General features: G+C 45.8%; 20 protein-coding genes. 3 read left to right on the top strand and 17 right to left on the bottom strand.

Translation table 11 applies throughout. From position 1 onward, the window contains the following. The 11 genes from drmD to WBA89_RS19910 all read right to left on the bottom strand — a co-directional run. Positions 1–2343: DISARM system SNF2-like helicase DrmD (drmD, locus tag WBA89_RS19960; protein WP_424408925.1), on the bottom strand; the 2343-nt coding region annotated here is incomplete at its 3' end. A gap of 343 nt (positions 2344–2686) precedes the next feature. Further along, positions 2687–4084 (bottom strand): ATP-dependent DNA helicase, encoded by a 1398-nt coding sequence (locus WBA89_RS19955; protein WP_424408924.1) that lies wholly within the window; start codon positions 4082–4084, stop codon positions 2687–2689. A gap of 1060 nt (positions 4085–5144) precedes the next feature. Then, positions 5145–5459 (bottom strand): helix-turn-helix domain-containing protein, encoded by a 315-nt coding sequence (locus tag WBA89_RS19950; RefSeq protein ID WP_333162539.1) that lies wholly within the window; start codon positions 5457–5459, stop codon positions 5145–5147. Next, positions 5431–5778 carry a hypothetical protein gene (locus WBA89_RS19945; RefSeq protein ID WP_333176448.1) on the bottom strand — a complete coding sequence of 116 codons (348 nt, stop codon included), beginning with the start codon at positions 5776–5778 and terminating at the stop codon, positions 5431–5433. The genes WBA89_RS19950 and WBA89_RS19945 overlap by 29 nt, the downstream gene beginning before the upstream one ends. A 100-nt stretch (positions 5779–5878) precedes the next feature. Next, complete coding sequence (locus WBA89_RS19940; RefSeq protein ID WP_333150581.1) at positions 5879–6463, bottom strand: hypothetical protein; 585 nt, start codon at positions 6461–6463, stop codon at positions 5879–5881. 91 nt (positions 6464–6554) lie between these two features. Then, positions 6555–7172: a hypothetical protein gene (locus WBA89_RS19935; protein WP_424408923.1), complete on the bottom strand. Its 618-nt coding sequence runs from the start codon at positions 7170–7172 to the stop codon at positions 6555–6557. A 1073-nt stretch (positions 7173–8245) separates the two neighbouring features. Next, positions 8246–8791 (bottom strand): tyrosine-type recombinase/integrase, encoded by a 546-nt coding sequence (locus WBA89_RS19930; protein ID WP_015211723.1) that lies wholly within the window; start codon positions 8789–8791, stop codon positions 8246–8248. Positions 8792–8846: 55 nt separating this feature from the next. Continuing rightward, complete coding sequence (locus WBA89_RS19925; protein ID WP_333150576.1) at positions 8847–9050, bottom strand: hypothetical protein; 204 nt, start codon at positions 9048–9050, stop codon at positions 8847–8849. Between the two features lie 236 nt (positions 9051–9286). Then, entirely contained in the window at positions 9287–9877 is a 591-nt protein-coding gene (locus WBA89_RS19920; RefSeq protein WP_424408922.1) for a hypothetical protein, read from the bottom strand. Between the two features lie 386 nt (positions 9878–10263). Continuing rightward, complete coding sequence (locus WBA89_RS19915) at positions 10264–10455, bottom strand: hypothetical protein (RefSeq protein WP_325314629.1); 192 nt, start codon at positions 10453–10455, stop codon at positions 10264–10266. 26 nt (positions 10456–10481) lie between these two features. Beyond that, positions 10482–14264 (bottom strand): DUF3987 domain-containing protein, encoded by a 3783-nt coding sequence (locus tag WBA89_RS19910; protein WP_424408921.1) that lies wholly within the window; start codon positions 14262–14264, stop codon positions 10482–10484. 775 nt (positions 14265–15039) lie between these two features. On the opposite strand from WBA89_RS19910, the gene WBA89_RS19905 reads away from it, so the two are divergent. From WBA89_RS19905 to WBA89_RS19895, 3 genes are all read left to right on the top strand, one after another. Continuing rightward, positions 15040–15363, top strand: a complete 324-nt coding sequence (locus WBA89_RS19905) for a helix-turn-helix domain-containing protein (RefSeq protein WP_424408920.1) — start codon at positions 15040–15042, stop codon at positions 15361–15363. 152 nt (positions 15364–15515) lie between these two features. Next, the gene (locus tag WBA89_RS19900) at positions 15516–15782 is read left to right on the top strand and encodes a lipase (protein ID WP_424408919.1); all 267 of its coding nucleotides are present in this window, start codon (positions 15516–15518) and stop codon (positions 15780–15782) included. A 63-nt stretch (positions 15783–15845) separates the two neighbouring features. Next, positions 15846–16853 (top strand): hypothetical protein, encoded by a 1008-nt coding sequence (locus WBA89_RS19895; RefSeq protein WP_424408918.1) that lies wholly within the window; start codon positions 15846–15848, stop codon positions 16851–16853. On the opposite strand, the gene WBA89_RS19890 is transcribed toward WBA89_RS19895, so the two are convergent. From WBA89_RS19890 to WBA89_RS19865, 6 genes are all read right to left on the bottom strand, one after another. Beyond that, the gene (locus WBA89_RS19890) at positions 16833–17621 is read right to left on the bottom strand and encodes a hypothetical protein (RefSeq protein ID WP_424408917.1); all 789 of its coding nucleotides are present in this window, start codon (positions 17619–17621) and stop codon (positions 16833–16835) included. The genes WBA89_RS19895 and WBA89_RS19890 overlap by 21 nt on opposite strands. Before the next feature lie 16 nt (positions 17622–17637). After that, positions 17638–19698 (bottom strand): hypothetical protein, encoded by a 2061-nt coding sequence (locus WBA89_RS19885; RefSeq protein ID WP_424408916.1) that lies wholly within the window; start codon positions 19696–19698, stop codon positions 17638–17640. 34 nt (positions 19699–19732) lie between these two features. Continuing rightward, positions 19733–20449: a hypothetical protein gene (locus tag WBA89_RS19880; RefSeq protein WP_019488112.1), complete on the bottom strand. Its 717-nt coding sequence runs from the start codon at positions 20447–20449 to the stop codon at positions 19733–19735. Positions 20450–20473: 24 nt separating this feature from the next. Then, on the bottom strand, positions 20474–21604 hold the full coding sequence (locus WBA89_RS19875) for a hypothetical protein (RefSeq protein ID WP_424408915.1): 1131 nt from the start codon (positions 21602–21604) through the stop codon (positions 20474–20476). A gap of 99 nt (positions 21605–21703) precedes the next feature. After that, positions 21704–22711: a hypothetical protein gene (locus WBA89_RS19870; RefSeq protein ID WP_424408914.1), complete on the bottom strand. Its 1008-nt coding sequence runs from the start codon at positions 22709–22711 to the stop codon at positions 21704–21706. 5 nt (positions 22712–22716) lie between these two features. Continuing rightward, complete coding sequence (locus WBA89_RS19865) at positions 22717–25557, bottom strand: hypothetical protein (RefSeq protein ID WP_424408913.1); 2841 nt, start codon at positions 25555–25557, stop codon at positions 22717–22719. Positions 25558–25725: the final 168 nt, after the last annotated feature.

The raw sequence follows: 25725 nt of genomic DNA, 5'->3' as shown, positions 1-25725 counted from the left end.
TTTTAGGGCTGGTAAATAAAAGGCTTTTCCATTTAAACCTGCTACCTGAGTTTCTATCAGTGGCGGTTGTTCTGCTAACTCTAGCCCAATTTTTACTACTGATTCTATATTATCAGGAGTCAACCGTAAATTTTGGCGAGTTTCGTTTAATTGTTCCCGCAATTTATCAATCTGTTCTCTCACTTTGCGCTCAAACTTTAACATCCGTCGCACAGGTTCCGATTCCCGTTCAGATTTGCTAGTATCTAAAGTAGTGCGATATCCTAACATTGCTTCTTCTACTTGCTGGGCAATCACCATACCCACTTTACCCAAATCTTCTCTGATATTATTAACTTTTAAGGCCGCCCGCATTAAAAATTCTAAATCACCTTCTAAATCACCCGGTTTAGTTCCCGTTACCGAATTTTGTTTATAATCTTTGCCGACAAAATGATAAACTAAAACCTCCTGAGCTTTTTGTCCGTGACGGTCAATTCTGCCATTCCGCTGTTCCATCCGATTCGGATTCCAAGGAATTTCATAATGAATCAATTTAGAACAATAATTCTGTAAATCTAACCCTTCCGAAGCTGCATCAGTTGCCAGTAAAATCCGCACAGGGGAAATATCAGGGTCGGTTTGAAAAGCTGCTTTGACTTTTTCCCTATCTTCCGAAACCATGCCGCCATAAAGAGTCATCAATCTGTCTCCTTCGATTAATCTTTCGGCTGCTAATAAATTATACAACCATTTTTGAGTGGCGCGATATTCGGTGAAAATAATAACCCGTTCTTTCGACCATTTCCCATTAGGTTTGATCTGAGTATGAATCCAATTCAATAACTCTTGAGCTTTGGCATCCGGTCGTTTGGCGGCATCTTCTGCCCATTGTCGCATTTCTTGTAATAATTGTTGTTCTGCTGCCGAAAGTGGGCGAAACAATCTGCTAGTATTAGTAATTGCCTCATCGGTTGCTTCTTCGTAAACCGCATCATCGGCAAATTCTTCTTCAACTTGCTCTAATTGACGGCGTAAAATTCCCTCAGTTGGTCGTGATAAAGTGGTAGCAGTCCGGCGACGGGCAGAAGTTAAAGATTTTTCGTGCTGGGCTAAGGTAATCGCAAAAGCTTCTGGTGAAGAAAACAAGCGTTTCTTTAACAGTTTTAAAACAAATTCAGTAGCATACTTTTCTGTATTATCTGCCACACCTTTACCGCGTAATTCGGTGTAATGCTTTAAAGCTGCGTGCGCCCTCCGTTCTCCTGCGGGATAATCTACTAAAATAGGTGCTAAATTCCGTACTGGAAATAAAGGCGAACCATCCCAGTTTTGCATCTCCTGTTTCAGTCGCCGCACCATGACAACTTGCAGTTGGTTTTTGTCAGGAGAAACACCCCTAGCAAATCTTTGGGAGTCTAACAATTCTAATAAAGCGGTGAAACTTTCGGGATAACCGTTATGGGGAGTAGCGGTTAAAAATAATTTGTGTTCAAAATGAGGAACTAATAATCTAATTGTAGTCGTTCGGAGCGAGTCAACTGCATATTTTCCGCCGCCGGATGGTGCGACGTTGTGCGCTTCATCGACAATCAGCAAGTCAAAACGGCGGGGATAGAGGGGTTCGCCTTCGGCGGGGAGGAGTTCGCGAAAAAGACGCAGGGGGCGATCGCGCTTGATAAAGTCGATCGAGGTAATCAATCTGGGAAAATGCTGCCAAGGATTAACATGAATCCCGCGAGAACGCCGTAACTCCTTCATCAAGTTACTATCCACAATCCGAAAATCTAAACCAAATTTATCCCGCATTTGGTCACGCCATTGAATTTGTAGCGCTGAAGGGCAGATAATCAAAATACGACGGCAACGATGGCGAATTGTCAACTCCTGCGCGACTAATCCCGCCTCTATGGTTTTCCCTAATCCTACATCATCAGCAATTAGTAAGTTAACACGGGGCATTTGAATGGCACGCACAACGGGGTCAAGTTGATAATCTTCAATATCAATACCGCTGCGAAAGGGAGATTGTATAGTACGAATATCAGCAGTTGAAGCGCCCCCCCAGCGTACCGCATCCAAAAAAGCGTCTAATTTAGCGGGTTCATCAAAACCTGTAGGTGGCGGTAGTTCCATCCGTTCGCGAATAAAAGCCCCCGGTTCTAATTCCCAGATTACCTGTAATTCTTCTCCCAAAGCATCATCTTCCACAGAGGAAAGCATCACCAGGTTTTGCGACTGCTGTAACCCTGGTAGCATGGGATTAACAGGTATGGCAGTGGGCCGGATTTCGGTGACGACGTATTGGCGCGATCGCACTTTGACTAACTGACCCAGTTCTGGAATTGCTCTAGTTAAACTCATACCATCCTCTGGGAAATTTTGACACTACTTCCGTCTGTGTGGCACTGTTTTAAGTTGGTGCAACTTTTTTGGTGAGATAAAGAGTGCGATCGCAACCTAACAATTTTCTCAGCTTTTAGTCCCGTATTGTTATTGTACCCGATGCTATCTTTATATAAACATTACTGTAATCGCCCTTGAGTACGATTAAAAAAGTAGCACATTTCAAGGGCGATCGTCTGGTCAGACTGCAAGCAAGTAGGAGTAGCTAGCGTTCGACGGTTTGCGCTCAGCCGGAACCGTCGAAGTCCGCAGGCATCGCCCTTAAACTCTAAAAGTGCCATTCAGCCAATATAAACTAGGCTTACTTAGTAACAAAAACCCGCTGCTTCGCACGACTACAACTCACGTACATAAGCTGATTGTGCGCTCGAATACTGTCGCGGTATTCTTTAACAAATTGAGGTTTTTTACAAGGGAAAACTTGAGCAAGATACAGCAATTTAGTAGCAACTTTCCTGCCGATATCACTGCTGTCAATTCCCACCTCCGTGAAGGTAGATCCTTGAGAATTATGCACAGTAATTGCCCAACAATTTCTCATGTCTGCAAAGATTTCACAATGGTTATACCATGCTTTCCATAAGCTTGGATTGCTTTTAGCATTTTGCAGCAACCTAGCATTGTCCTGTTGGAATCGGCAAGCGTCACTTTCGTGGAGGATGTAAATTTGGCGTTGGTCGCCTGCATCGGTTTTAACCTGGAGATTCCAGGCTTTATAGCCAGAGTACCTATCCTCTTGAAATTCGGCAATTTCCACTTCTGCTGATGTGGGCAGGATGACGGTTTTGCCGTCGGGAGCAATAACGGGAGCTTTAGCAATCAACCTCTCTCCAATAATAAATCTGGGAGCATTTTTTCCGTAGATTTTGGCTCTGATTTTGCTATTCCAGTAGGCGACGCGCTCGTTAGTGTAGCAGAGGATGCGAAAGCAATCAGGGTCTTGAGGGAAAGTAGAAGAGAACTTTTTTAAGGCGTATTTCAGCAGCGTTTTTTCTCTGACTAAGAAGGCTCCGTTTTTTTTATCAAGGCTGAATTTGGAGAAGGGTTTGAACGCCTCTTTGCTCTTGACAGCCGTGCGGCAAGCTGTTACGAATTCTAGCAGGGGGCTGCCCGCACCTTGCCTGACGACCTCTGTTAAAACGGCTTTTTCAGGCACGCTGAAGGATTGAGATTTTTTCTCTTCTATTTCGCCCTTATTAACAGGAGGCAATTGTGCGGGGTCGCCCATGACAATAAGCTGCCGATTGCTGCCGATGAGTAAAGCGCTAGCAATTCTTTCTTGAATAATATTCCACAGTTCTGCTGTAACCATACTGCACTCATCGAGAAAAATGGTGTCGTACAGGTGAAGGAAAGAAGGAGAAACTTGTTTGAGGATTTTATTTTGCCCCTGTTTGACTGGAGCTAACCCCAATAGCTGGTGGATGGTCATAAAGTCTACTCCTCTCAGTCCTTTTTCAGCAGCCATCCGCCGCAATACGCCTACAGCTTTATTGGTGGGAGCGGTGAAAGCGACTCTCTTTCCGGCGCTGACTAATTGTTCTGCTACCAGGTTGACAAGGGTTGATTTTCCCGTACCTGCATATCCAAATAGCCCGAATACCCGTTTAGAACTTGCTACAAATTGTTCGAGGAGTTGGAGGGCGTTGTTTTGTTGAGAAGTTAATTGAAAATTCGGTTTTACCAGTGTTTGAATCATAGGGTTGGTTTCTTCTACTATCTTTCAAACACTAATCAGCGGTAGCTGAAATTTACGCAATCATTAATTCAGGCCTTACGCAAGAACAACGTATTTCTGTCATTACGAGGGTCGCGAAGTAATCGCAAAGCCTTGTTACACCGTTACAATGCGTAAGTCCTATAATTGATGGAGACGATAATAATAACTCTAACAGGACTTACGCATAACCTCTATATGTAGGGAGAGCCATAAGCACCTTACCGCTACCAATAGTGTATTTAAACACTTGGGGCGTAAGTCTTGTATAATTTGTTCTGTTGATTTGACTGCTACTCAAATTTTCCATAGTTAGGACTTATGCACCCATCAAAAACTCTCCCAGTTATCAGTTGGATTGATAACTAGGAGAAATTGTGGAGAAGCGGAGTTATTAATCTAATGCAGGTACTTTGACTAATTCGACTTCAAAATAAGCTTGGCCCATCAATCTTGAGGCAAAACTGGCTGTTCTTGACTATCAAAAATAATCACAAATGTGCGATGTTTAACCAACCGTTGCAAAACCCGCAGATGCTCATCTGCATCGTTTCTCTTGCGAAATCGCGCCACAACAATACGCTGGCAATTAGGAAGTAAGCGAATTAAGCACCACGGGTGCAACTTCTCAAAATAGGTCATTTTAACCTCCTGATAACAGTAACAAATTGTGTTTGTGTTTGATTACCTGCCATTACCTTAATTGAAACAATATTGTCTAAGACAGGTCACGGTGATATTGACAATTGACTATATTTGTGCTGAAACCAGCTCAAATTATTTTTTGATGCTGAAAAGGCTTGATGTATATAAAATCAAAAACAATAGTGGCGCGTCTATTTGGAAATGAGGCATTAGAAATCTCCTCAGAAACTCGCAGGGGAGAAGGGAGAAGGGGAGAGGGGGAGAAGGGGAGAGGGGGAGAAAGAGTTTCTTTGATCCATAACGGGTGCTGGGCCTCCGTGAAACGCTTTGAAGTTTATCAATTTGAGAAAACACGGGCAATTGTTCAATGCACTAATTTCAAGCAGACGCGCCACTACTAATGCACGCTATTATCTTCAGAAAGCCGACATAGCAAGGTTGCCAGTGCCTCTGGAATTTCCTCAAAATGTTCCAGCAGAAAGTCCATTACTGCCAAATGGCGCAAATCAACAGCAGTAGGAAATCTTCGATTTTTTCCCTTTTTAAACCAACCCCGCACTGTAGAATTAGAACGGGAACAAATAAAAGCGATTTCCTCGTAACTCACCGCCCACTTGCCATAAAACTGCTTCGGCGTCATTCCCAATTGGCATTGGCTGTAAGCTGCAATTAAATTGCGCTCTCTATCTGTCAAAGTCTGCGGCTTTTTCATCCTCAAACCCCTCCAAATCTTCCTCCCGCGCCGTATCAAACTGACACCAAGCTGCGCTCTTGGAATTAGCAGCCAGCCAAATTATGTAGCACCACATCCAACAGTACCGGCGCGGTTCGCAGTTGTAAAATTTGCCAATAACTATCCCCCAATCAGCTTCTTCGCCAACACCCGTCCAGCGCACCATGTCGCCGCACTCAAAGCGCGGCGTGTGAATTTTGGCAAAATTAGCAGGCAATTCGATTGAAGGTGGCATCCCCTTCAAATCTCTTAGCAACAGCGCCGAAATCAAATCTCGACTTCCTTTTAAGATTGACATAAGTTCATAGCTGTGAATCGATTGCACCTGACTTTTTTTGACAGGTTTTCAGGCAAATTTCTTGATAAAGAAATTGCAGCGCGATATTCCCCTAAATCAATCAACTGAAATCAAGCTGTGTAAATTCCTTTCTCCGGCATAATTGCCCAGTTTTGAAATTAAATGCTAAGCCGTGACCCGGGCAGGTTCCTAAATTAGGGTGCTTGGTATTTGGCAAAAGTTTATAACCTTTGTGGGGGCAAATATTACCAGGCAGCAAGGAGCAATTCGAGTAAGCTTCCTCCAAGCGTGGCAAGAAGTTGTAGTCTGCTGAAAGGATTGGTATATTGCGGTAGCACAAGCGCACCACTTGTTTTATTTCGATAACTTCACAAGCTAATTGAACTCGTGCTTGCCAATCTTCAGCCGTTTCCCCATCTGTGAAGAATAAGTTGATAAGTCGGTCATGCCAAAAGCGAAAGTCAAAGTGATAGTGGAGCGGTTCAAACTTGAGAATTTCTGCATCAGAGTGCGGTCGCTCAGGAAGTATAGGAATCCAGAAAGGGATGATTCCCCCTGGAAATCTTGATTCAAAACTGGGAGGACACCAGCTTTTAACGCATTGTACAAGCGCTCTTTCTCCAATGGCTACTACTTGATTCTGTGTTTTATTTGTGTTACGGAAATAGGCAGAGTTTTTGGCCATTAATTAGTGTTGCTAGGAATTGGCAATAATACCAATCTCTCTCATAGTTACAAGGAAAGATTGCGTTCGCTTAATGGTAATAATTCTGTTGTCAAAAATTTTTAGGGATGCGTTGCAAAAATCTTGGCAGTACAGAAATCGCTGTCCAATTACCTTTATTAGCAGCTTCGAGATATCGCCGGAGCAAATCTTCAGTTACTTGTTGGTCAAGCCAATGCCCCAATTCCACTAGCTCCTGCTTTTGTTGTTGATTGTGCCCTGCCAACAACTCAAACATCCCCAACTTCTGGAACGTGGAAATGTCAAAGTTTGCCAGTTCTTCCTCAATCCTTTGCCGTTGCTGTTCAACCTCTTCTGGTGACAGAGTGGGCAGCGGCGGGTGCTGGATATTGAGAAATTTCTCTACTTCTGGGTAATCTCCGACATACATCTTTTCTTCCAAGCGATCGCACACAATTGCATGGGTGGGAAATTCATCATCGGAACCGAGGTGGTATGGTTCCAGATCGAGGGCGAGAGTGGGATGTTCAGTAAGTGGCTCGTACACGGCATAGTAACTGAAAGTCCCTAACCCTCTACCATCAGTCCAAGTAGCTTTGCTGCCCATATAAAACATGGCGAAGTATCGGGAATCACCAACGATACCCACCATTTCTGGCAGCATGGGCGGTAGTGGTACTGGCAGTAAATTCAAGTTTTGTCCGTTCATGGCGAGATAGCCTCCCTCTTTGAATTTTGTGTGGTTAATTGAAAGGGAGCCAGTTAACTGAAATAGAAGTCAATCCTAATTCTTAACAGCTAACTGGCTTTTTTGAGGGCGATCGCCCGTGATGAAGGCTTTCCTAGGTGAATGCGTTCGCTATTGTTAAGAATGGATGAAACTTAAATGAGCAGGTCACTCCCAATAGCGGCGATAGCCGCTCTTTGACCAGCCCAGTAGGAGCGTGCGCTCCTCTTCGAGAGCTGCGCTAACGACGTATTTACGTCATCCTAGGTGCTCGCGATCGATAATCAACAAGATTTATTGTCGATCGCGGTTGAAAAAAATCAGATCGAGCGATCCTCTTCGAGAGCTGCGCTAACGTCGTCAACCAAATTTCTGGTGTTTGAGAGCCTTCTTCACCACGCTCCTACTGGGCTGTCGCTCTTTGACAAGGCCAAACCTGTCTTGTACTGACAAATTTGTCAGTTCAATCTTCTGACTATCAATGAATGAATATCCCTAGATTTTGACAAGGGCTTTTCGCCCTAAAATAGCTTAATTCTTTGAGCTTTTTTTTAGTGATATAGTAGTCGCTACCAATCAAAATTACTCCAAATATCTAACTTTTAAGGGGTAAATATTGGCGGTTTGTGGGTGTAATGACAATCAGGATTCCGGTGTATTTACTGCTGGTGTCGCACTGATAAGTACCTTCGGGTTGTTGATTGGTGGAGTCATTTTTAATGATTTGGGCATTTCCTAGCATTTGCAGCAGTAAGTATATATCTATCTGCCCTTTGACTGGTTCCGTAAGATAGTTTTTATGGAGTTATGGGGATTACGTCAATTACAGCTCAAGAGTCAGGAAAGCTTATTCACACCTCACTCTTGAGCAGGCGGCTCAAACCAGTCAGGATTGTCGCGGATAGCAGTTGCCTTTGTTTTAGCTAAAATACATCCGGGAAGAAATGGGTAGCCATCGCGAGCCTTGCGTCCAAATATCGCCTGAATTCAAAGAAGACTTACGGGAGAGCCCTTCAACTGTTGAAACAATCTGGCGAACCAAAGTCGCGATAGCTTCACTTCAGAATCCCGAGTGCCTTGACAAGCTGTTCCGGCTGCACTTCTAAATAGCGCTGGAGGCTCGACAAATTTTTGTGACCTGATATCTCCATAATTACCCGCAGTGGCACCCCAGCATTGCTCAAATTCGTGAGTGCTGTCCGCCTCATCGAATGTGTGGAAGCTCCCTTAATTCTTACCCGTTTGCAAGCTTCTTTAAAAATCAAGTCTGCCTGAGAGCGTGTCAAAGGCTTCGTACCCTCTCGCCCCGGAAACAAAAAACCCGCATCTGGATTGTAAGCCAATAAAAACTTAGCCAACATGGGATGTAGCGGCAGCGTTCGCGTTGCTGACTTGCCCTTAGTTGTCGCTTTCCGCAGCGTCACCACACCGCCAACAATGTCCTGAGTTGTTAAAGCTAACGCCTCTGAAATACGACAGGCACAATAAAAGGTCACAGCAAACAAAAGCCTATCCCTTGCTGTAACAAAACCCCGGTCGAACAGCCTAGATATTTCGGCGGGCGTCAAAATCTTAGCACGCCCGTTGCCTTGAACCTTCACGGCGCAGCCCTCCAAAATGAAAGCTCCCTTATTATTGGACGAAAGTGTCCTTTCGTCAAGTCTGCCGAAAAGCTTTTATCGCTTGATGGGCCACTTGCGGGGCGCTGCGCCGAGGATGCCTCCGCCCGCGTCCTTTATTGCAGTTAGATTGGCTTTTATTGCTACTCAACTGACTTAAATTCTCAGGCAAATTGATAATTGGCAAGGTGGCGATCGCGTCTATGAGGTCTAGGAAGGTAACAGGTTTAATTGCCGCCATAACAGTACGCTCAAATAGAAGTGGCGCTTGTAATAATTTGATTATACTATTTTTAGATTCACTTTGCAAGTTGTTTTGCTAGTTTTGTTCCCCTTTAATAAAAAATTAGGATTTTATTGGAAAATCGCTTATTCAGGTCAAAAGAACTGCCCAAGCCTTACGAAGGCTTGGGCATTGTTATAAGTTTCGGAGGGTAAACGAGTACGCTGGTTGGTTGAGAAACTTTTCGTTCGCTGTTAGGACACTGAACGCGCACTTTCACCTAGTTCGGAAGTAGCAGATGCTAGAGTATTTGCAATCACCGCTTTGGGAGCAAGCTTGAGGATGATAGGCATCACAATTAGGGGAGAATTTTCCAGCCGATTTTTGATTTGAGCCTGCAACCATTCAATAGAGGAATCAGAGCCGTTAACTTTTTGCTTGAACCCCAGTTCTGGCGCAGCAGCTTTGATGGCGCTAGCAATTTTGCGAGCTTGCCTAAGTGAAATTATTGAAGTATTAACGGCAGGAACTGAGGTTGTGCTTGCGCCTGAATGTGCGGCAAAATCAATTGGTTTTGCTGGTTTGTTTGGTGTTTTTTTGGCTGTGGTCTGATGGCGAGTGTGATGGGATCTGGCTGGTTTCTCAATTTCAATTGTTGCTCCATTTACGGCACTGCCAATACCATCGGATGGTGTTGCGACTGTTGACACATTTACTTGGGTTCGATTGTCTGTGAGTTCTTCTTGGGCTGCTTCAGGTTTGTGCAGGAATACTGAGGCTAAGCAAAAGAGAGTGGTAAAAAGGAAAGGGGGAAATAGTACATCGTTGATAGTTTGGATAGTCATATTAACAGAAAACTCCAAATCAAAATTTTCGCGGTAAGCATTGCTAACCTTTTTTAGATTGCAACAGTTGACAACATGGTGCAGCATGGCTACACGGGCTGAAAAAACGGATAATTAACTTCAGCCTTTTGGATGATTAACTGAGGAGAAATACACCTCCTCTGATAATTAATTCAAAGGCTCCGACCTGCTGTACGAGGATCTAAGCGGTTTCAGGAAAGCGAAAAGTTGTGTTTTCTTTCTTTGCGATCGCCTCGCGCGTGACGGGCGCCAATGCGAAGGGGACATTGGCGGATGAGCATTCAGTCGTCACAATTAGCACTCTCTGCGGAGAGTGGTTTCAGTAGCTGACTTTTTTAGCCACTCCGCGACGGTAGGCGCGGAGGTTAATCAAAAATTAATCGGACATTACCGATTTTACGGAGTGGTGCGTCCGTGAGAAAGGCAATGGAAAATTTTCCATCATCGACAAGCTGACCTCGGCGCGCGATCGCGCGGTCTTCCATCCCACAGAAATGGAGTTCAACTTGGACAGTCACGTTGTCAAACACGATCCGCAAATTGCCTGTAGGCGTCATTATTCCGTTTTTCGGCTACTTAGTTGTTACGGGGAACTCGCCTCACTTTCGCCCAGGGTTGGGCGTTCGGTCAGTTCAACAGTGGGGCAAGGTTGGTCAGCAGGTGTTTTGGAAGTCTGCGGCTCGGTGGGTAGAATAGCGGGATTGGGCAGAAGAGCGGGGCGATCGCTCACTATGGCAGCCTCCAAGTCACTATTGCCCCGGACGCTAGACGCGCCTGGAGGTGCTAGTTCCGTACTGCCAATGCGGTCGAGTGGCGCAGTCGGTTTTGGCACGCGATCGCCGAAGAGCGGGTCGCTATCCAAGTCTGAATCGTCATCTAGATCTAACTCACCCTTCCATTCGCTGTTGGCATCGTCACCTGGATCTAACTCACCCTTCCATTCGCTGTTGGCATCGTCACTTGGATCTAACTCACCCTCCCATTCGCTGTTGGCATCGTCATCTTCACCGCCTAACTCGTCGGAAATTCCGACTTCGTTCCGACCATTTTCCGACAAGTTTTCATCGCCTACAATTGGCTCTGGCTCAACCTCTGAAACCTCATCGATGTCAGAATTCCGACAATTCCGACACATTTGAGCAGGTGGCGATTCCTCTTCTATTTCTGATTCGCTCACCGTCGGCGCTGCGGTAGCAGGTGGCAATTCCTCTTCTATTTCTGATTCGCTCACCGTCGGCGCTGCGGTAGCAGGTGGCGACTCCTCTGTTATTTCCAATTCGCTCGCTGTCGGCATCGCAGTAGCAGCTTCCGATACCGAGGCGCACATGGATGATGCCGGACTCACCCATTCATCTTGTAAATTGCCGGAGCGCCGCGCTGGAGTGTCGGAATTGCCGGAATTGCGGGTTAAAGGGGGTTCAACGTTAACCCTGGCAAGCGCTTGGGCCATTTCTGGAATGCCGGAACTTTTGCCGGAATCTGTCGGAATTCCGACGCGGGTTTTAGATAATGGAAGCGCTCGAATGCGGAGGTCATTTCCCTTGCCAGAGAGAAGTGCATACCCGTTTTCTGTGAGAACGGCGAAGTTGGAGCGAATTTCAGCTAATGTGGGTTTGCGCTTGCACCGCTTGAAGACGCTGTTCTGGACTTGAGCGGCTGAAACCTCCTCCCCCTTCCGCAGGGCATAGGTGTAAATTAAGGAGAGATGGGCTCCGGCCGAATCGGAGGCGTGGTTATTCGTTTGCAAGATGCGGAATTGCCCGATGCTGAACTTAGCCGCCGCGATCGCCCGCTCTAAGGTATCGAGGCCGACGCGCAGCGGGTCTGGCTTTTCTTCGTATTTCAATTCCATGCAGTGCAGCAGGAGGGCTAACCTCAAGGTTTGAGACAGCATTTTGCCCAAATAGGCATAAAATGCTGGGTCTTCAAATTCCACTGCTTGTTGGTTGCGCCTGACTTCTTCCCACCACCGCTTCCACCGCAGATGAGCCTCGGTCGTAAACGACAGCAGAACGGGGGGCAATTCTCCACCTTCACTTTCGGCAGACAACCCCGCTAGCTCTCGGAGATCGCCGTGGAGCGATCGCAGGTGGTCGTACAATTCTTGCAATTCCCCGGAGATTGCAACTTGCGAGTCTGACCAAACTGCAAAGTTATCAGGAGTTGACGGCACCGCTATTAAAAAGCGGCTGATTAGCCCGTCGCCGTCGTCGGGGTCGCTAAACAATTGTTGGACTTTGGATAATTGAGTAGCCCCTGTCAAATTCAAGCACAAATCTTTAAGTTCAAAGGCATCTTTATCGTCAGCCCGTTCAAATTCAATATCTGCAGGCGAGTTCCACATTTGTAGCAGGATTTGCCGAGTATCTCCCCCCTTGTCTTTATACTGATCGAGCTTCAACAACCGCACCAATTCGTCGAAAACCCAAGCGCTACCAGTCCTGGTAGAGAGTTCGCTCATCCGCCGCAGAACACCTTCGGGACTTCCTGCTTCAATAAATTGCTTGGGCACGGGGGGAGGCATTGAAGCTTTAAAGACTGCGGGATTTGACGGGCTATTTTTGAGTTTTTCTTTCTCTTGAGTAGATTTTTGTGGCCACGCTTCTTCTAGCTTTTTTAAGTTTTCTTTGAGCCGATCGTATGCGGATTTGGCTCGCTTGTAACGCTGTTTGATAGTGCCAAAAACGGCTCGCATTGTCTGGCTTTTGCCAGCCGAAGCTAAAGCAACTACCATTGTCCAGAAGATAGGATACTCTACCCAACTGTCGGCTATTGTTGCTGCTTCTTTGCCAATCATTCCAATATGCCCCCCCATTTGGCTACCACAAGCGGAGAGGAGGTATTGGTAAATGTAAATGGGGTCGATGCGGTCAGAAGTGGCTTTAGTCAAAATTGCTTGGGCTAGAGGAGCGGGCAGAATTTGAGCGATGTCTAGTTGCTGTTGGCGGTAATTGAGGATTTTTTTGAGTTTTTGAACTTCTTGTGCGTGAGTTGCTCCGTAGCTAATATGAGTTTCTATTTCGGTGGCTAAATCTTTGACTCCTTTCAAAGGAAACCTTTCACGGGCGGATAGTTCAATAAAAGCGGCTGTCTGTTGGGGCGGGTTGATTTCACTGTTAATAATGGCAGTGACGCGATCGTACAAGTAGTGATCGCTGTTGGATCTGTTGACACCGGAGCCGTTAGAAGGTGAACCAGAATTAGGTTCGCTGCCGCCCGTGCGATCGCTCTTTTCAGAGTTTTGGTTATTAGAATTTAGTTCGCTAGCATTGCTAATGTCCTGGGAGTTTTGAGTTGCTTTCTGCTGTCCATTTTTTTGACTGTTGGCTGCATTGTGCCCCTTAAATGGTGAAGTCCACCCGTCCTGTTTCGCCCAGTGTGCTAGCGTGCCGATGCCCACCCCGCTGCTTTTGAAACTCCTCCATTTTTTGTCGCATTCTCCCGGCTTGTATTTGAGGGATTGGCGGCTCCACTTGTCCCATTCATAGAGGAGAGAATCATCAATGGAGTTGAGAACCATTCCCACCCCACACCATTCGTCGTAGTTATCGGCGCGGGGCGGAGACAGAGCGGCTAGGTAGGACAGCGCCCAATCGATATCAGTCCACTCCGGTTCTGGGCGGTGAGTGCGGTGTAGGTGTCGCCGGCGGGGAGCGGTAGAATTGGCTTCAGCTTCTTCTAGAGCTTTTTCTAGAGGGAGGAGTTCAGAATTTTCTGATTCCCCCAGCGGTTCGGCCAGCATTTGTTCAACGATCCACTGCGGGGCTAATGCCACGCTCGTTTCATCGGGAGCGCAGCCTAAACGCCAGACGTACTCGCCAGTAGTGGGGTGGACGCTGGGAGGCAGGCAAGATTGCAACCCCGCCCAGCGCAGTTCGAGCTGTTCGCCTTTGCCGTCGTCTCCAATTTCGCCTGTGGGGAATTTTTTGGTGCGGATAGCTCCGGCGTATTGTTCTGGGACTAGGAATAGGTATTGGCAGCGGCCGGGCCGATTGGAGGTAAATGCGACGGTGTGGGGTAATTCTTCGCCATCGGACAGTTCAAGGATTTTCGCTCTAGCACTAGCTCCGTCTTGGTCTACTGCCATTAAATAGTAGGTGATCCCGTTGGCAGCGATCGCAGTTCCAGTGATCAGCCCATATCCTTTGGGGTAGCAGCGGTATTGAGTGCCATCGGCTTTGTCTACCGTCCAGCCGTTGGTTACGGCTTCTTTCATTTGGACGGGAGTCAGTGGCTTTTGCTGCCAGCATAAACCCTGTGGGACTTTTTTGCCGTCCAGCAGGCAGAGTTGCCAGTCAGAAGGAATCCGGGATAAGCCTTGAAAAAGACGAATATTTAGATCGCTAGCGGATGAGTTGTTAGGCATGGAAAGCTCCTACACTAAAGGGTTTGCGGGAGCCGGAGTTTCAAGCAAAAAGGGTTTAGATGTTAGAGTTACCAGAACATATCTGTTGATTCAGAGCTTCTGATTTGGTATTATTGAAGGACTAACACTAAAATTTTTGGCTCCCAAAGGGGCTAAAAATTCCGGCTCTGAAAAGGGTTAAAAGCTTCAACTCCAAAAAGGGTTAAAAGCTCCGGCTCTGAGAAGGGTTAAAAACTCCGGCTCTGAGAAGGGTTAAAAGCTCCGGCTATGACTATGACTAGGATCGGTGGTCATAACTGTCAAAAGACCCCGGTTATTTGATTTGTAAGAAGCGTTCTGGTTAAAGAAAAACTTTCAGAATGGGGATTCTAAGGTTGTTTTTCTGACTAACTGTTCGCTTTGAGTCATCCAACAGCCTCACTTGCGACTCGGCTAGAGTTTAGAGTGAGGCAATATTTTTATCAGAAAGGGTATACTCTCAGAAAAACCAATTATTGGCTTGTATTGGAATGATGGTCATAAAGTTGACCATAAACTATCCTATAACCGATCATAAATTTGATCAAGTAAAGATTTGTTAAAGTTAGGTTGAGGCCTCACCCTCAGTTACTTCTACACCCAGGGCAATCGCATCTAATTTCTGCTTGACGAAATACCTTAAATGTGTACTTACCTCAAACCAGGGATTTACGACGGCCGTTAGATAAGTTATCCTGGTATAATGTAGGTCGTCTAACCACCCCTGCCGTTACTCCTTGGCTAGTTGGAAACTGGAATGTCAGCAAAAGTAGAAGAAAATGTAGTAGCAGATAATCGAATCCACAAACGTCTTGGTCTGTTAATAACGGCGTTGGTGGGAGATGAGCGCGTTGGTAGCTCTAGGGAGTTAGGGAGACTAACTGGAATTGCATTCAACACGCTGGCTAACTGGTGCGAGGGAAAAGCCGATCCAAGGCTGCAAAAGTTAATGCAGTTTGCCTATGCGATCGGTTGGTCTATGACAGAGTTGATGCAATATGCGGAAGGAGATGAAGATCCTTACGAGGCGATCGCTCGTAAAAAAAAAGCACAACAGCAGAAGTATCGGAAAGCATCTTAACAAGAGAAAAAGATCCATTTATTCAATATTTCAATGCTACGCTAACTGCCGAACAAATTCAGAAGCGCGACTTATTTTTACAGCGTATTAAAGCTGATTTATTACCGGATATAACATCCCGCAAAAGGCTTTATGTCTTGTTAATAGACAGCATGGCAGTTAAGGGTATTTCAGAATTAGATATCTTTGAAAAAATTTCCATTTCAGAGAAATTACTGTCGAAGATTCGGAATCTCGACATGGAATTTCAGTTCGGTCGTTCCTACTTAGAACAGTTAGCGCCCTATCTTTTTCAAGTGGAGGATTGGGAAGAGTTAAGACCTGTTTTTAAGGTGCCATACATCTCTTATCAGGGGTGGGTTGATAATCTGATTGAAGATTTGCAATACAATCGATCGATACATAAAATTGCAGGTTAGACAAGACAATACCAGATGGTTTGTGTAGCATCAATGATTCATAATAGGTATCTAGCATTATATATGGAACTTTTTACTCCGATTGTGGAAGCAAATAAACTCAATCCAAACTTTCTAAAGTTTATCCAAGAGCCAGATATTTTTGCCCAACAGGTGGTACTGGAATGGGCCGATGGATTTGTTGATAGAGATAACAAGTTTATTCTTGAGTTTCAGACCACCTTTAATTCCTCTTTTTGGGAGCTATATATTTTTGCGTGTTTAAAGGAATTAAAGCTTAAGGTTGATTTTTCTTATTCTAGCCCAGATTTTGTTATAATCAGTCCAAACAACTTTTTTTGTATTGAAGCAACAACGGCCAATAACGCAGTCGATTCTTCTCCGGAGTGGGATGAAAATATAAAACGCCAAACTTTTTTAAACCAAGATACAAAATCAGATTTGAACATGATTGTTAATATTGCTACAATTAGGCTGGCAAATGCTTTGATATCAAAATATAAGAAATATAAAAACAATTATTTCAATTTAGAACAAGTCAAAAATCAGCCTTTTGTTATAGCTATTGCTCCTTTTGAGCAACCATTTTTTTACTCTCAGAATATCCTAGCTATAACAAGGGTACTTTATGCTTGTGAGCATACTTATGAAGGAATTAAGCCTTTGGAGTCTATAGAAAAATCAAATGGTTCAAAAATTCCTTTAGGTTATTTTACTAATTCTCAAATGAAAGAAATAAGTGCTGTAATTTTTACCAGCACAGCTACAGTAGGGAAAATTCGTGCGCTGAGCAAAGATCCTACCTTGATAGTATTTGAGGTTTTACGATATCCTAAAAAAGGTAGCCTACCTATCCCTGAAATATTTGAAAAAAAAGACTATCATGAGACATTACTTGATGGTTTACATATATTTCATAATCCTTATGCAGATATACCTCTAGCTTACGAAACTTTTAATAAACCAGAAGTTGTACAGCACAGTTTCGATGTTGAAAGACGAATGCCAATGGACAATGCTAAAGAGGGTGCATTGATCAGGCGTAAATTACTAAGGTTTACGTGGAATTGAGTTTAAAAAATTTGAGTTGGAGGGAATAGGAGGAGAAGGTGTTTGTGGTATCCCAAACAATAATTCACGACTAATTCCTAGCTGCCCTAGTGAAATAACAACAGACATTGATAGATTAGTTTTCTCAGCAGCTTTAGCAATAGCTGTGCCATTTCGAGCTAGAGCGATGAACTCTCGAACTTTGAAGACAACGGAGTCATTGGGAGGCGTGTAACCTCTTCGGATGGCAATGTCTAATCCCCGTTCGATGTCGCCGATCGTCGCCGTTCGATTGTCTGCTAAAGTTACGCTTGGCTCTTGGCCAGGCACTATCGTAGAGATGGCAATGCCATTATTAGTAGGTTGCCCATTCTGGTGAACGATATTAAAGGTATAAAGGCGTTCAATTCCTTCAGGAGAGCGAGTTTTAACGAACAGGTTAGTAATGTTTGCTGTTGTAGCGCCAGGGAATTGTAAGGGTTGAATTGGTTGGACAAATATGGTTCTAGCTTGGTTAGTTTTTAATTCAGCATCAGTGTTAAAGACAGCCCTGGAAGGGTCTGCTAACCGGATGTAAATAATGACTTCACCAGTCTGGCTAAAGTCAATAACGCTGGAACGGCCAGACCATACTTGAAGGTTGGTAGTTGTATTGATTGCTGCATCTCTTCCGACAATTTTTAGCGCTGATGTTTGAGCTTGCCCAATATTAACTGTAGTGAATACAGTGGCAATTATTAAGGCAGGAGAAATTAAAGCCAAACTAATTTTTCGAGTGAGTTTGTTCATGGTTATTTTACCTCCGTTATCTTTGCACTGTGACAAAGGCATTGACAAATACGGAAACTTGAGTTCCTTCTGGTACGATCGCCACGTTGCCTCGCTTCAAAAGTTCTTGGGCGTTGCGATCCGATCTTTCTCGCAGCCGTTGGGCAGTAGGTGTAAAGAATCCCTCTAAAGCGGCTGCTAAAATGTTAGGTTCAGACGAGGTTGTTGTTTTAACAGCCGTACTTCCAAAAAAGCCGCTCTGCTGGCTGAAAGTTTCTTGGGCGGGTCGATTAATTATTTCTCCTACCCGCCCCAAGCTGCCGAGAATTCCTACTAAAATATCAGCCTTGGCTATTTCAGAACCTCTGTCAAATAAACTGTCGGCAATGAGAGGTTGGTTATCGATTCCGCGAACGATTAAGTATCCGGGAGGAATGGGTACTTGTTGGATGCGGCCAGCAGAATCGGGGTAAACAAGCGCCACCACGCTTTGAGAAACCAGTCGATTTCCGCGCGTGACATTTTCTACTTGAGTGATTAAGACGGTGCCAGATGGTAAGGCGATCGCCCCGTCAGTTGCTATCACGTCCTCGGTCAATTGGACGGCAAACCTTCCGGCTGTCGGGCTTTGGCCTGCTTCGTCCCAAATCATCGGCACGATTACCTTGGCTTGAGCAGATGACCCGATGGCTATCTCTCTCATTGCTGTGCTGCCTTCAGTGTTTTCGCCGGCGGTCGTGCGGTTGAGGATTCCAGCTTCTCCAGGGCTCATGACCTTGGTGTTTGCAGCAGAGTCAGTAACTCCAATTGCGATCGCGGGTATCTCTTGCATTGGTGCAGCCGATTGTGGGCTTTTTGGCGAACTGACTAGCACTGGCTGCGGGTTTTGAGAAATCGGTGGCATCGGCTGCTGTTGGGGCAATGGCACCGGCGCAATTGCTACTGCACTAGGGGGCGGTGCCTGTGCTGCTGTAGGCGCAATTGCTACTGTGCTGGGGGGTGGTGTTTGTGTTGCTGCTAGTATTGCTGGCGGTATGGCAGGGTAGCTTGCCGCTGTCATCCCCGGCGCGATCGCGCGATCTAAAGTTGGGGAACTAGCAGAAATACCTCCAGCATTTAGCTCTTTAACTGCTTGACTTCTGCTTTGCCCCAGAGAAGCTAATTGCGCCCAGCGCTCGTAAGGATCTACTTTTTCTGGTGAGGGCGACGGGGGTGGTGGCGCAGGTCGAAGTGCCAGCAGTGCGGGTGGCGGCACAGGGCGCGGTAATGGCGTCGGACGAGGGCGAGGCGGGGGCGGTGCAGGCTGCTGTGCAGGGCGCGGTAATGGCGGCTGTGGAGGAGGAATGGTCTGTACCGTCCTTGGTGGCGGATTAAAGTTTTGAACCGGCCTCGGGGGTTGAGACCTTCTAGCGGCTGGTACAGGTTTTGGTGCAGGTGTCGGTTTGGGAGCAGGGGTTGATCGATTTTTAGGTTCAGGAGGCTGAACTTCCAGCGCCCGCTGCTGATCTTGAAAAGCCAGTCGGCTTTTTAGTTCTCCTGACTCGTCTTCAGAAACTTGAGCAGGTTTAGGGTTTGTCGTTTTTGCCTGTTGGCGGACGGGTTTAGGAGCAAAGAACACAAACCAAAAGAATCCCAAGATGCCGAGAACTGCGCCAGTACCCATTAATACTGAAAACGTCCGAACTTCGGGCTTCTCAGAAACAGGATGAGTTTCTGCTCCTTCGTTGTCCTGTTTAATTCTGTGTTCAGAGGTCAATAATTCATCGGTTTCTCCGTCATGTCCAGCTAATTCTCTTTCCTCCTCACGGCTCAACGGCTCAACTGAGCGCAAGCCGAACGTCTTTTTACCATTGCTGCCAGCGCCATCAGGAGCGTTAGCTGCCTGAAAACTGTTAGAACTGTGGGAAAAGTTATTGGCTTCATTAGAGGAGTTGTTGCCATTAAAACTGTGGGAAAAGTTATTGGCTTCATTAGAGGAATTGTTGCCATTAAAAGGATGGCTAGTTGTGCTGTTAGGTGGCGTATTGTAGGAAACTTCTTCAATTTCATCGGGTTCGCCATCAAATTCGTGTCCATTTTGAAGTTTTTTTTCACTCATGTTTTTATCTCCTATTATTTCGATTGTTATCCGATTATTTGGGTTTGAATTCGGTAATTTTGTTGATTTCTAAGCCGGCCGAGCGAAGCTCATAAACTTTCTGTTCAAAAGCTGAGGCTTGACTACCTAGCGGCGGGGTTTGGATTTCTACTGCTTTGATTCGGAAAGTGCGATTGAAAGGAATTCTTTGATCGATTCCTGACGTGCGATCTACAAGCAACCGGGTGGCAATCATGTCAATTTCCCATTCGCCGGGACGGACTTCTCTGGGTTCAGATAAAAAAGAAATGATGACAGTTGCTCGCAATTGACCCGTAAAAACTTTATTGGGGACGAGTTCAGCGATGTCAGGGAGAGAAGCTTTGCCAAAATTGGGTTCTAGGAGTAACGAAGCAAAATAAGTGCTGGTAGGAACTCGTTTGGAATTGACTTTAATCCCTGAATCTGTATCGTTAGTTCCTGGTATTTTATTGTCCCAGTTGAAGGTTAACTCGGCCCAAGTTTTGACAAAATTTTGGATGACTGAGGGATACCGAAAAAACCGATCTCGTTCTGCTACGTAGTAAGTTTGACCGTTGATTAGCTGGACTTGCGTTGTCTTCATAGCAGCTACCGAGTTGATTCGGTACGCGACGAAGAGGTGCAGAATTAGGGCGAGGATATTTACTCCAGTTAGGATGAGGAAGCACAATGCCAGCAGATTTTTAGCTTCTGGCAACAATGCAGTTTGTGAAAATCTTTGTAGCTTCATAAAATCTTTTGGTAATTAGTGACATTACTTAAATCCTTTGTTCATCGCCAAATTAGCGGCTGCTCCTATGGCGTTGCTCAAAACATCGACGAGTTGTTTAGCATTGCTAGCAATGCCGCTGTATAGGGCAATTCCGCCGCCGCCGGCGATTAATAGGGCTAAGCCGGGTGCGAAAATGCTGATGAAAAAGAGGAAGGCGACATCGCTGGCTAATTCGGCTCCAGAATTGACTAGCACGGTGGCTGCTAGCCCGACAACGATGTTGTATCCAAGTTGGACACCAAATAAGCTCAGAAATCCAGTTGCCCAAGCCCAAATGGGCCTGCCCTGCAAGGGAAGTAGCGACAGCCCCATCGCGATCGGCGAAAAGAATGCTGTTAGTAAAAGGGCTGCTTCAAGGATGTTGACAAACGCCCACTGGATGCTATAAAGAATGAATCGGATGATTGGTATTGCTTTTTCTCGAAACACTGAACCGGGGTCAGTTATAAAAGTCGTGGCATCTTGAGCAGCACCGAGCAAGCTATTATTCCAGAGGGTTTCACCAAAAGCCCGCAGCGCTTGCAGAGGGGCTGAGCCGGCGGCTTGCCTTTCAGCTTCGCTAACAATTTTCCGAGCAGCTTCTTGCTTGGAATTCCAGCAGGTTAGCAGTTCTTGTCCGACTTTATTTCGGCATTCACCGTAGAGATTTTCTAGTTGTTGGCGGCCGATATTGCTGATAGTGACATTGGCGATCGCGTCCCTAAATGTCATTTCTCCTAGTTGCGCTTCTAGGACACTTTGGACTTGTCTGTAGGCAAAACTTCTAGTAAAAATGACGGTATTGGCTAGCAATTTGCCGTTAGCGCCGAGGAACAGCATGATGACGAGCGGCCAGACGAACAGTGCTGCCAGTTCTGACCATGACTGCTTTTCGATAATGTCTTTCCCGCTGCTTAGAGTTAAGAACAGGATGCTGACGGCTGCTAGGGTGATGCCGAGGGATACTAGACCGACCCATAGCCCAGAAGCGATTGGGTCAATCGTGCTAATCCAAACTTTGTCCCAAGATTCTGAGGTAGTCTTAGCCAGGTTAATTGACTCGCTAACTATGTCCAAGGATGACCCTTCTGCACCACTCGTCGGTGGTGTAATTTGTGCTATAAATTCTATCATTTTGCCCTCGGAAAAACTTCAATTTTGTATTTGATAAGGCGGTTATTAGGTACAGAAACTAGGTCAAGAATTGCGGATTCAATTTAACGGCTCGGAGCATTAATTGGGAGCGACAAACCTGTTAGTTGAAATCGGGGTTGTGCTGCTGTCATTCGGTTTTCCCAAGTAGCCGCCGCCGGGGAGCATCAGCATTCCCGCCTGATAGCTGGCTTGGTTTCCAGATGCAGTGCTGCCTCGGCGATCGCCCGTGTTGATCGCGGATATTTCCTTAGCAGCTTGCGATAGCAGCACGTTATTAATGGCTCGATCTGTGCGAGCTTGCTGAGCTTCCTGTAAATTTCGCATTTGAACTTGTGCACTCAATGCGGTCTGTTGGGATAGGTTTTGGAGAATTTGTTGAGTAACGTCGAGGCTCTGCGATTCTTCGCCCAATTGGATGTTTTGTTCGGTATCTTGGCGAGTGGCTTCTAACACTTGGAAGCTGTTGGTTTGAGCTTCTTTGCTGAGGGTTGCTCCGTCAGCTATGCCGATAGCGGCGCTGCGCTGAGCTTGAGCGTCTAAGTCAGACATGATGTTATATGAACCTTTGCCGTCTAATTTGCTCGATTTAGTTTCGAGTAAATCTGATAGTTTTGTTCCTTCTGTCTGGGATGTTGGAGCTTTAATAATTTGGCTGCTGACTTGGCTCAAATCGGGAATTTGGATGGCTCCGAGAGAGGAGGAAAGGAGTTCGTTTAAGGAGCCAAATAGCTCGTTTTGCACGAACCCTTGGATGTCGCCGATAAAATCGTTGACTTGTTTGAAAACATCTTGAATGGGTGCTAAGAAACTTCCCGCAGTTGGGGTTGGAGGTTTCACGGTCATTTCTTGTGTACTTGGCAGGAAAATGTTTTGGGCTGGAGATTTCACAGTCGCTTCTTGTGTACCGGGTACGAAAACGCTTGGGGCTGGAGTTTTTACAGATACTCCTTGGGTACCGGGTACGAAAGGAGGAGTTGTTTGAGCTAAACTTGGCCTGACTTGAACGATTAATTCCCAACTGGCTAACAGGGAAACTGCTGCTAGTTTTGTAGCAGGTTGCTGCATTAATTGAAGTTGATATTTCATGGCAGTTATTTGGGGATTTTTGCAAAAACTTGAGACTTGTTACTGCGAACGTCGGATACTACTTTTGGCTGAGGATTGGCAGCTAGGGTGGCAATTTCTAAATTTTGACCAATGTGGTCGAAGCCTTTTCCTTCTTTCACCGCTGCAATGTATTCTTGGGTGAAATGCTTTAGCCCTTGAAGCTGCCCTTTGAGGGTAGGAGGATATTGAGCCATGATGCGATCGCGGGCTTCTTTTTCATTTTGGTTGTTAGCAATTGATGCCAACATCATCTCTCCGGGGTAGAATCGCGATCGCCAAAATCTTCCTCCTTTCTCAATTAGCCAGCACGAGTAGAGGTCAGCAGCTCTAGGTAGAAAAGATTCTGTGGCATTGGAACTGATAATTTGCGGGTCGTACCCTAAATATTTGTGAGCGGCTGCTACTCCAGAATTGGTGATTCTGCCGGTAATTCGGTAGACCATATTTTGTAGAATTTGTGCTCCTGCGGAACATTCGCAGATGGCATCAAAATCTTGGCTCAATAGCAAGACAGCTATGCCATCTTTTCTGCCAGTGGCGCAAAGTTCGCCGACAACTGATGCAAAACCATCTTTTTTAAGCAGCACGCTCAATTCATCTCCAATAAATAAGCTTTTGGGGTGAGAAAGAGCGTTGCGGATGCAAGCAGCATGGGCGTTAATTGCCATTAAATAGGCATCTTGTTCGTTAGACAGTCCCGATAGGGCGAAGAATTTAACAGCCGGTTCTGGGGAAAATGTGCTGGGCTGACCGATGGCTTTTCCCAAGCGGGATGTTAGCAAAGCATTTCCTTGGCTGAGGATTTGATTGATGGCTAGTCTGTCTAACTCCTCAAAGGACTTAAGATTGAGCCTTTCTTTGCTGCAAAACCTCAGTAAGTCTTGGAGAGTTGGTATTTGCTGCCATTCGGGCGATCGCCAACCTTTTTCAAATGCTTTGTTGTACCGAGCGATGATTTCTGGATCTCTAAGGTACATATCGAGCATTCGCAGGATAATCGAATCGACCCGCTGGGCTAGGTGGGGATTGTGAATTTTGCCCATTGCGATCGCCACCACAGCTTTGCGGATAAATTCCTTCCAAGATTCCATCCGCCGCTCTCTTTCAGCTTTGTCGAACTTGCGAAGGTCTGGCGGTTCTACTAAATTGCTAGACCCTTGGCTGATGTCGTAATATGCGCCTTGGTCGCCCAAAAGTTCGATCGCGGTTTTGAAGGTACTGTTACCCCCGCTGCTGATGTCCATCCCGACAACAGGGATATTATTCGCCAGAGCTTCAATGGCAAAACGCCACCCCAAAACGCTCTTGCCTGAACCAGATTCGCCAGTAATTAAAGCGCGGCTAATTTGGCTGTAGAACAAGTCAATAAAAATTGGCTTTCCGCCTCGATGAGTGATAAATTCAACTCCTTTTTTATCCAAATCGCGGGGAACTGTTAGCGGCAGAATTCCAGCGGCAGTTTCAGTGTCGAGGGTAAGGCGGCGCTCGCTCAAAAATGAACCGCTATGCAGCAACCATTTCCAAGTAACGGGCAGGCATTGCAGCCAAATATCCCAGGCAACGTTCCGCTCGCGGATGACTTTCGCAGTTCCAAAACTATTAGAGAGTACGTTACAGGCTTGACTCAATTCTTCCGCAGTGTTTCTGTACACTAAAAAGGCAACGGCTGTATTCAGGGGTACTGCTCCTTGGTAAAGCCGGCGCTGGGCATCAAAAGATTCCTCCTGTTTAATTTCAGCGCCAATATCCCGCCCTTGCCCTTTAGTTATCGCTCTGCTACTAGCGGCTTTTGCTCCTTTCGCTTGTCGGGCTAAGTTATCATTAATTACAAGGGAATTTCCGGCGCTAATTTCTATCCAAGCTTCTGTATCGCGGACGTAGCTTGAGGACATCACCTCCCAAATCCATTTCAATTGCTGGCGGGTATTAATCCAGCCTGCGGGCGCGTCATACATTGTCAGGACAGCGCATTCTTTTCCCTTTCCGGTGAGATAAACGCGATTGTTGGTCTTGCGGTGTTCGGGGCAGGAGGATATGCCATTCGTTCCTTCAATTAAAACTGTACAAATGTGTTTGTCAGTTGTCTTAATTTCGCTGAGTTGATAGCCAGAATGGGTTTCTTCAAGTTTAACAATTTGAGGGATTTGCGGTGGTTTACTGCTGTTAAATCGCAGCCACAGCCACTCCCAGAGTTCTGATGAATTCATAGGACTAATTTCGAGTCCCATTTTGGTGTTCAGGAGAATTTCCCAGCGGAGGAATCCTTGTTCAAAAGAGTTGAGAAGCAGCTTGGTGTAAAATTGCTCTCTGTAAATTCGGGTGTTACCTGCAATGGTTTCCACAATGGAATCGCACAATTTTTTGACTCCATCAATGGCTTTGCCAATGAAATCCCTGGAGATAATTTCGCCTTCGTTATCGGCTGTCCAAGTACAGAAAGCAATTTGCTCCCATACCTGCCTGGTACCTTGATGAGTTTGTTGGCGGAGGCGGTACTGTTCGTTTCGGAGCAGTACAGATACGGGTTGGAGTTCAGCGGTGTCAGCCAATTGCTCTAACTCTTTTTGCCTCGCAGCATCGCTGCTGTAACAGCCGGTGCAGAAAGTGATTTTTTCACTGGGTGGGATGTCTTTCATTCCTTCTTCAAGAGAAGCTGCAAATGCCGCTACTTCGTTCCTAAACAGTAGGTTGTGGAGCCCTCGGAGGCGGAATCCAAATACCAGTTGGTAGCTAGTCCCGTTATTGAGGAGCATCCCAGACACTTGCCTGCCATCTTTTTCAATTTCCACCAAACAGCAGAGGTTAATTTCATTTTGGAAAGGCATAAATTTGCTCCTTCCACCAGATTGATTGGGTACAATTTTGGGGTATCCGCTCAATAAGTAGGGGTAGCAGAGAAAAAAAAGTAAGCAGAGTGCACAAAGTGTCATAAAATAGGAGACATGACGCCAAAGATTATTTCACAAGACAAGTCATCCTCCGATTTACTGCAA

It is taken from the genome of Microcoleus sp. (assembly GCF_049646505.1).
Taxonomy (GTDB): domain Bacteria; phylum Cyanobacteriota; class Cyanobacteriia; order Cyanobacteriales; family Microcoleaceae; genus Microcoleus.
The sequence above is the reverse complement of the archived record's forward strand: the minus strand, read 5'-3'. Positions and strand labels throughout refer to the sequence as shown.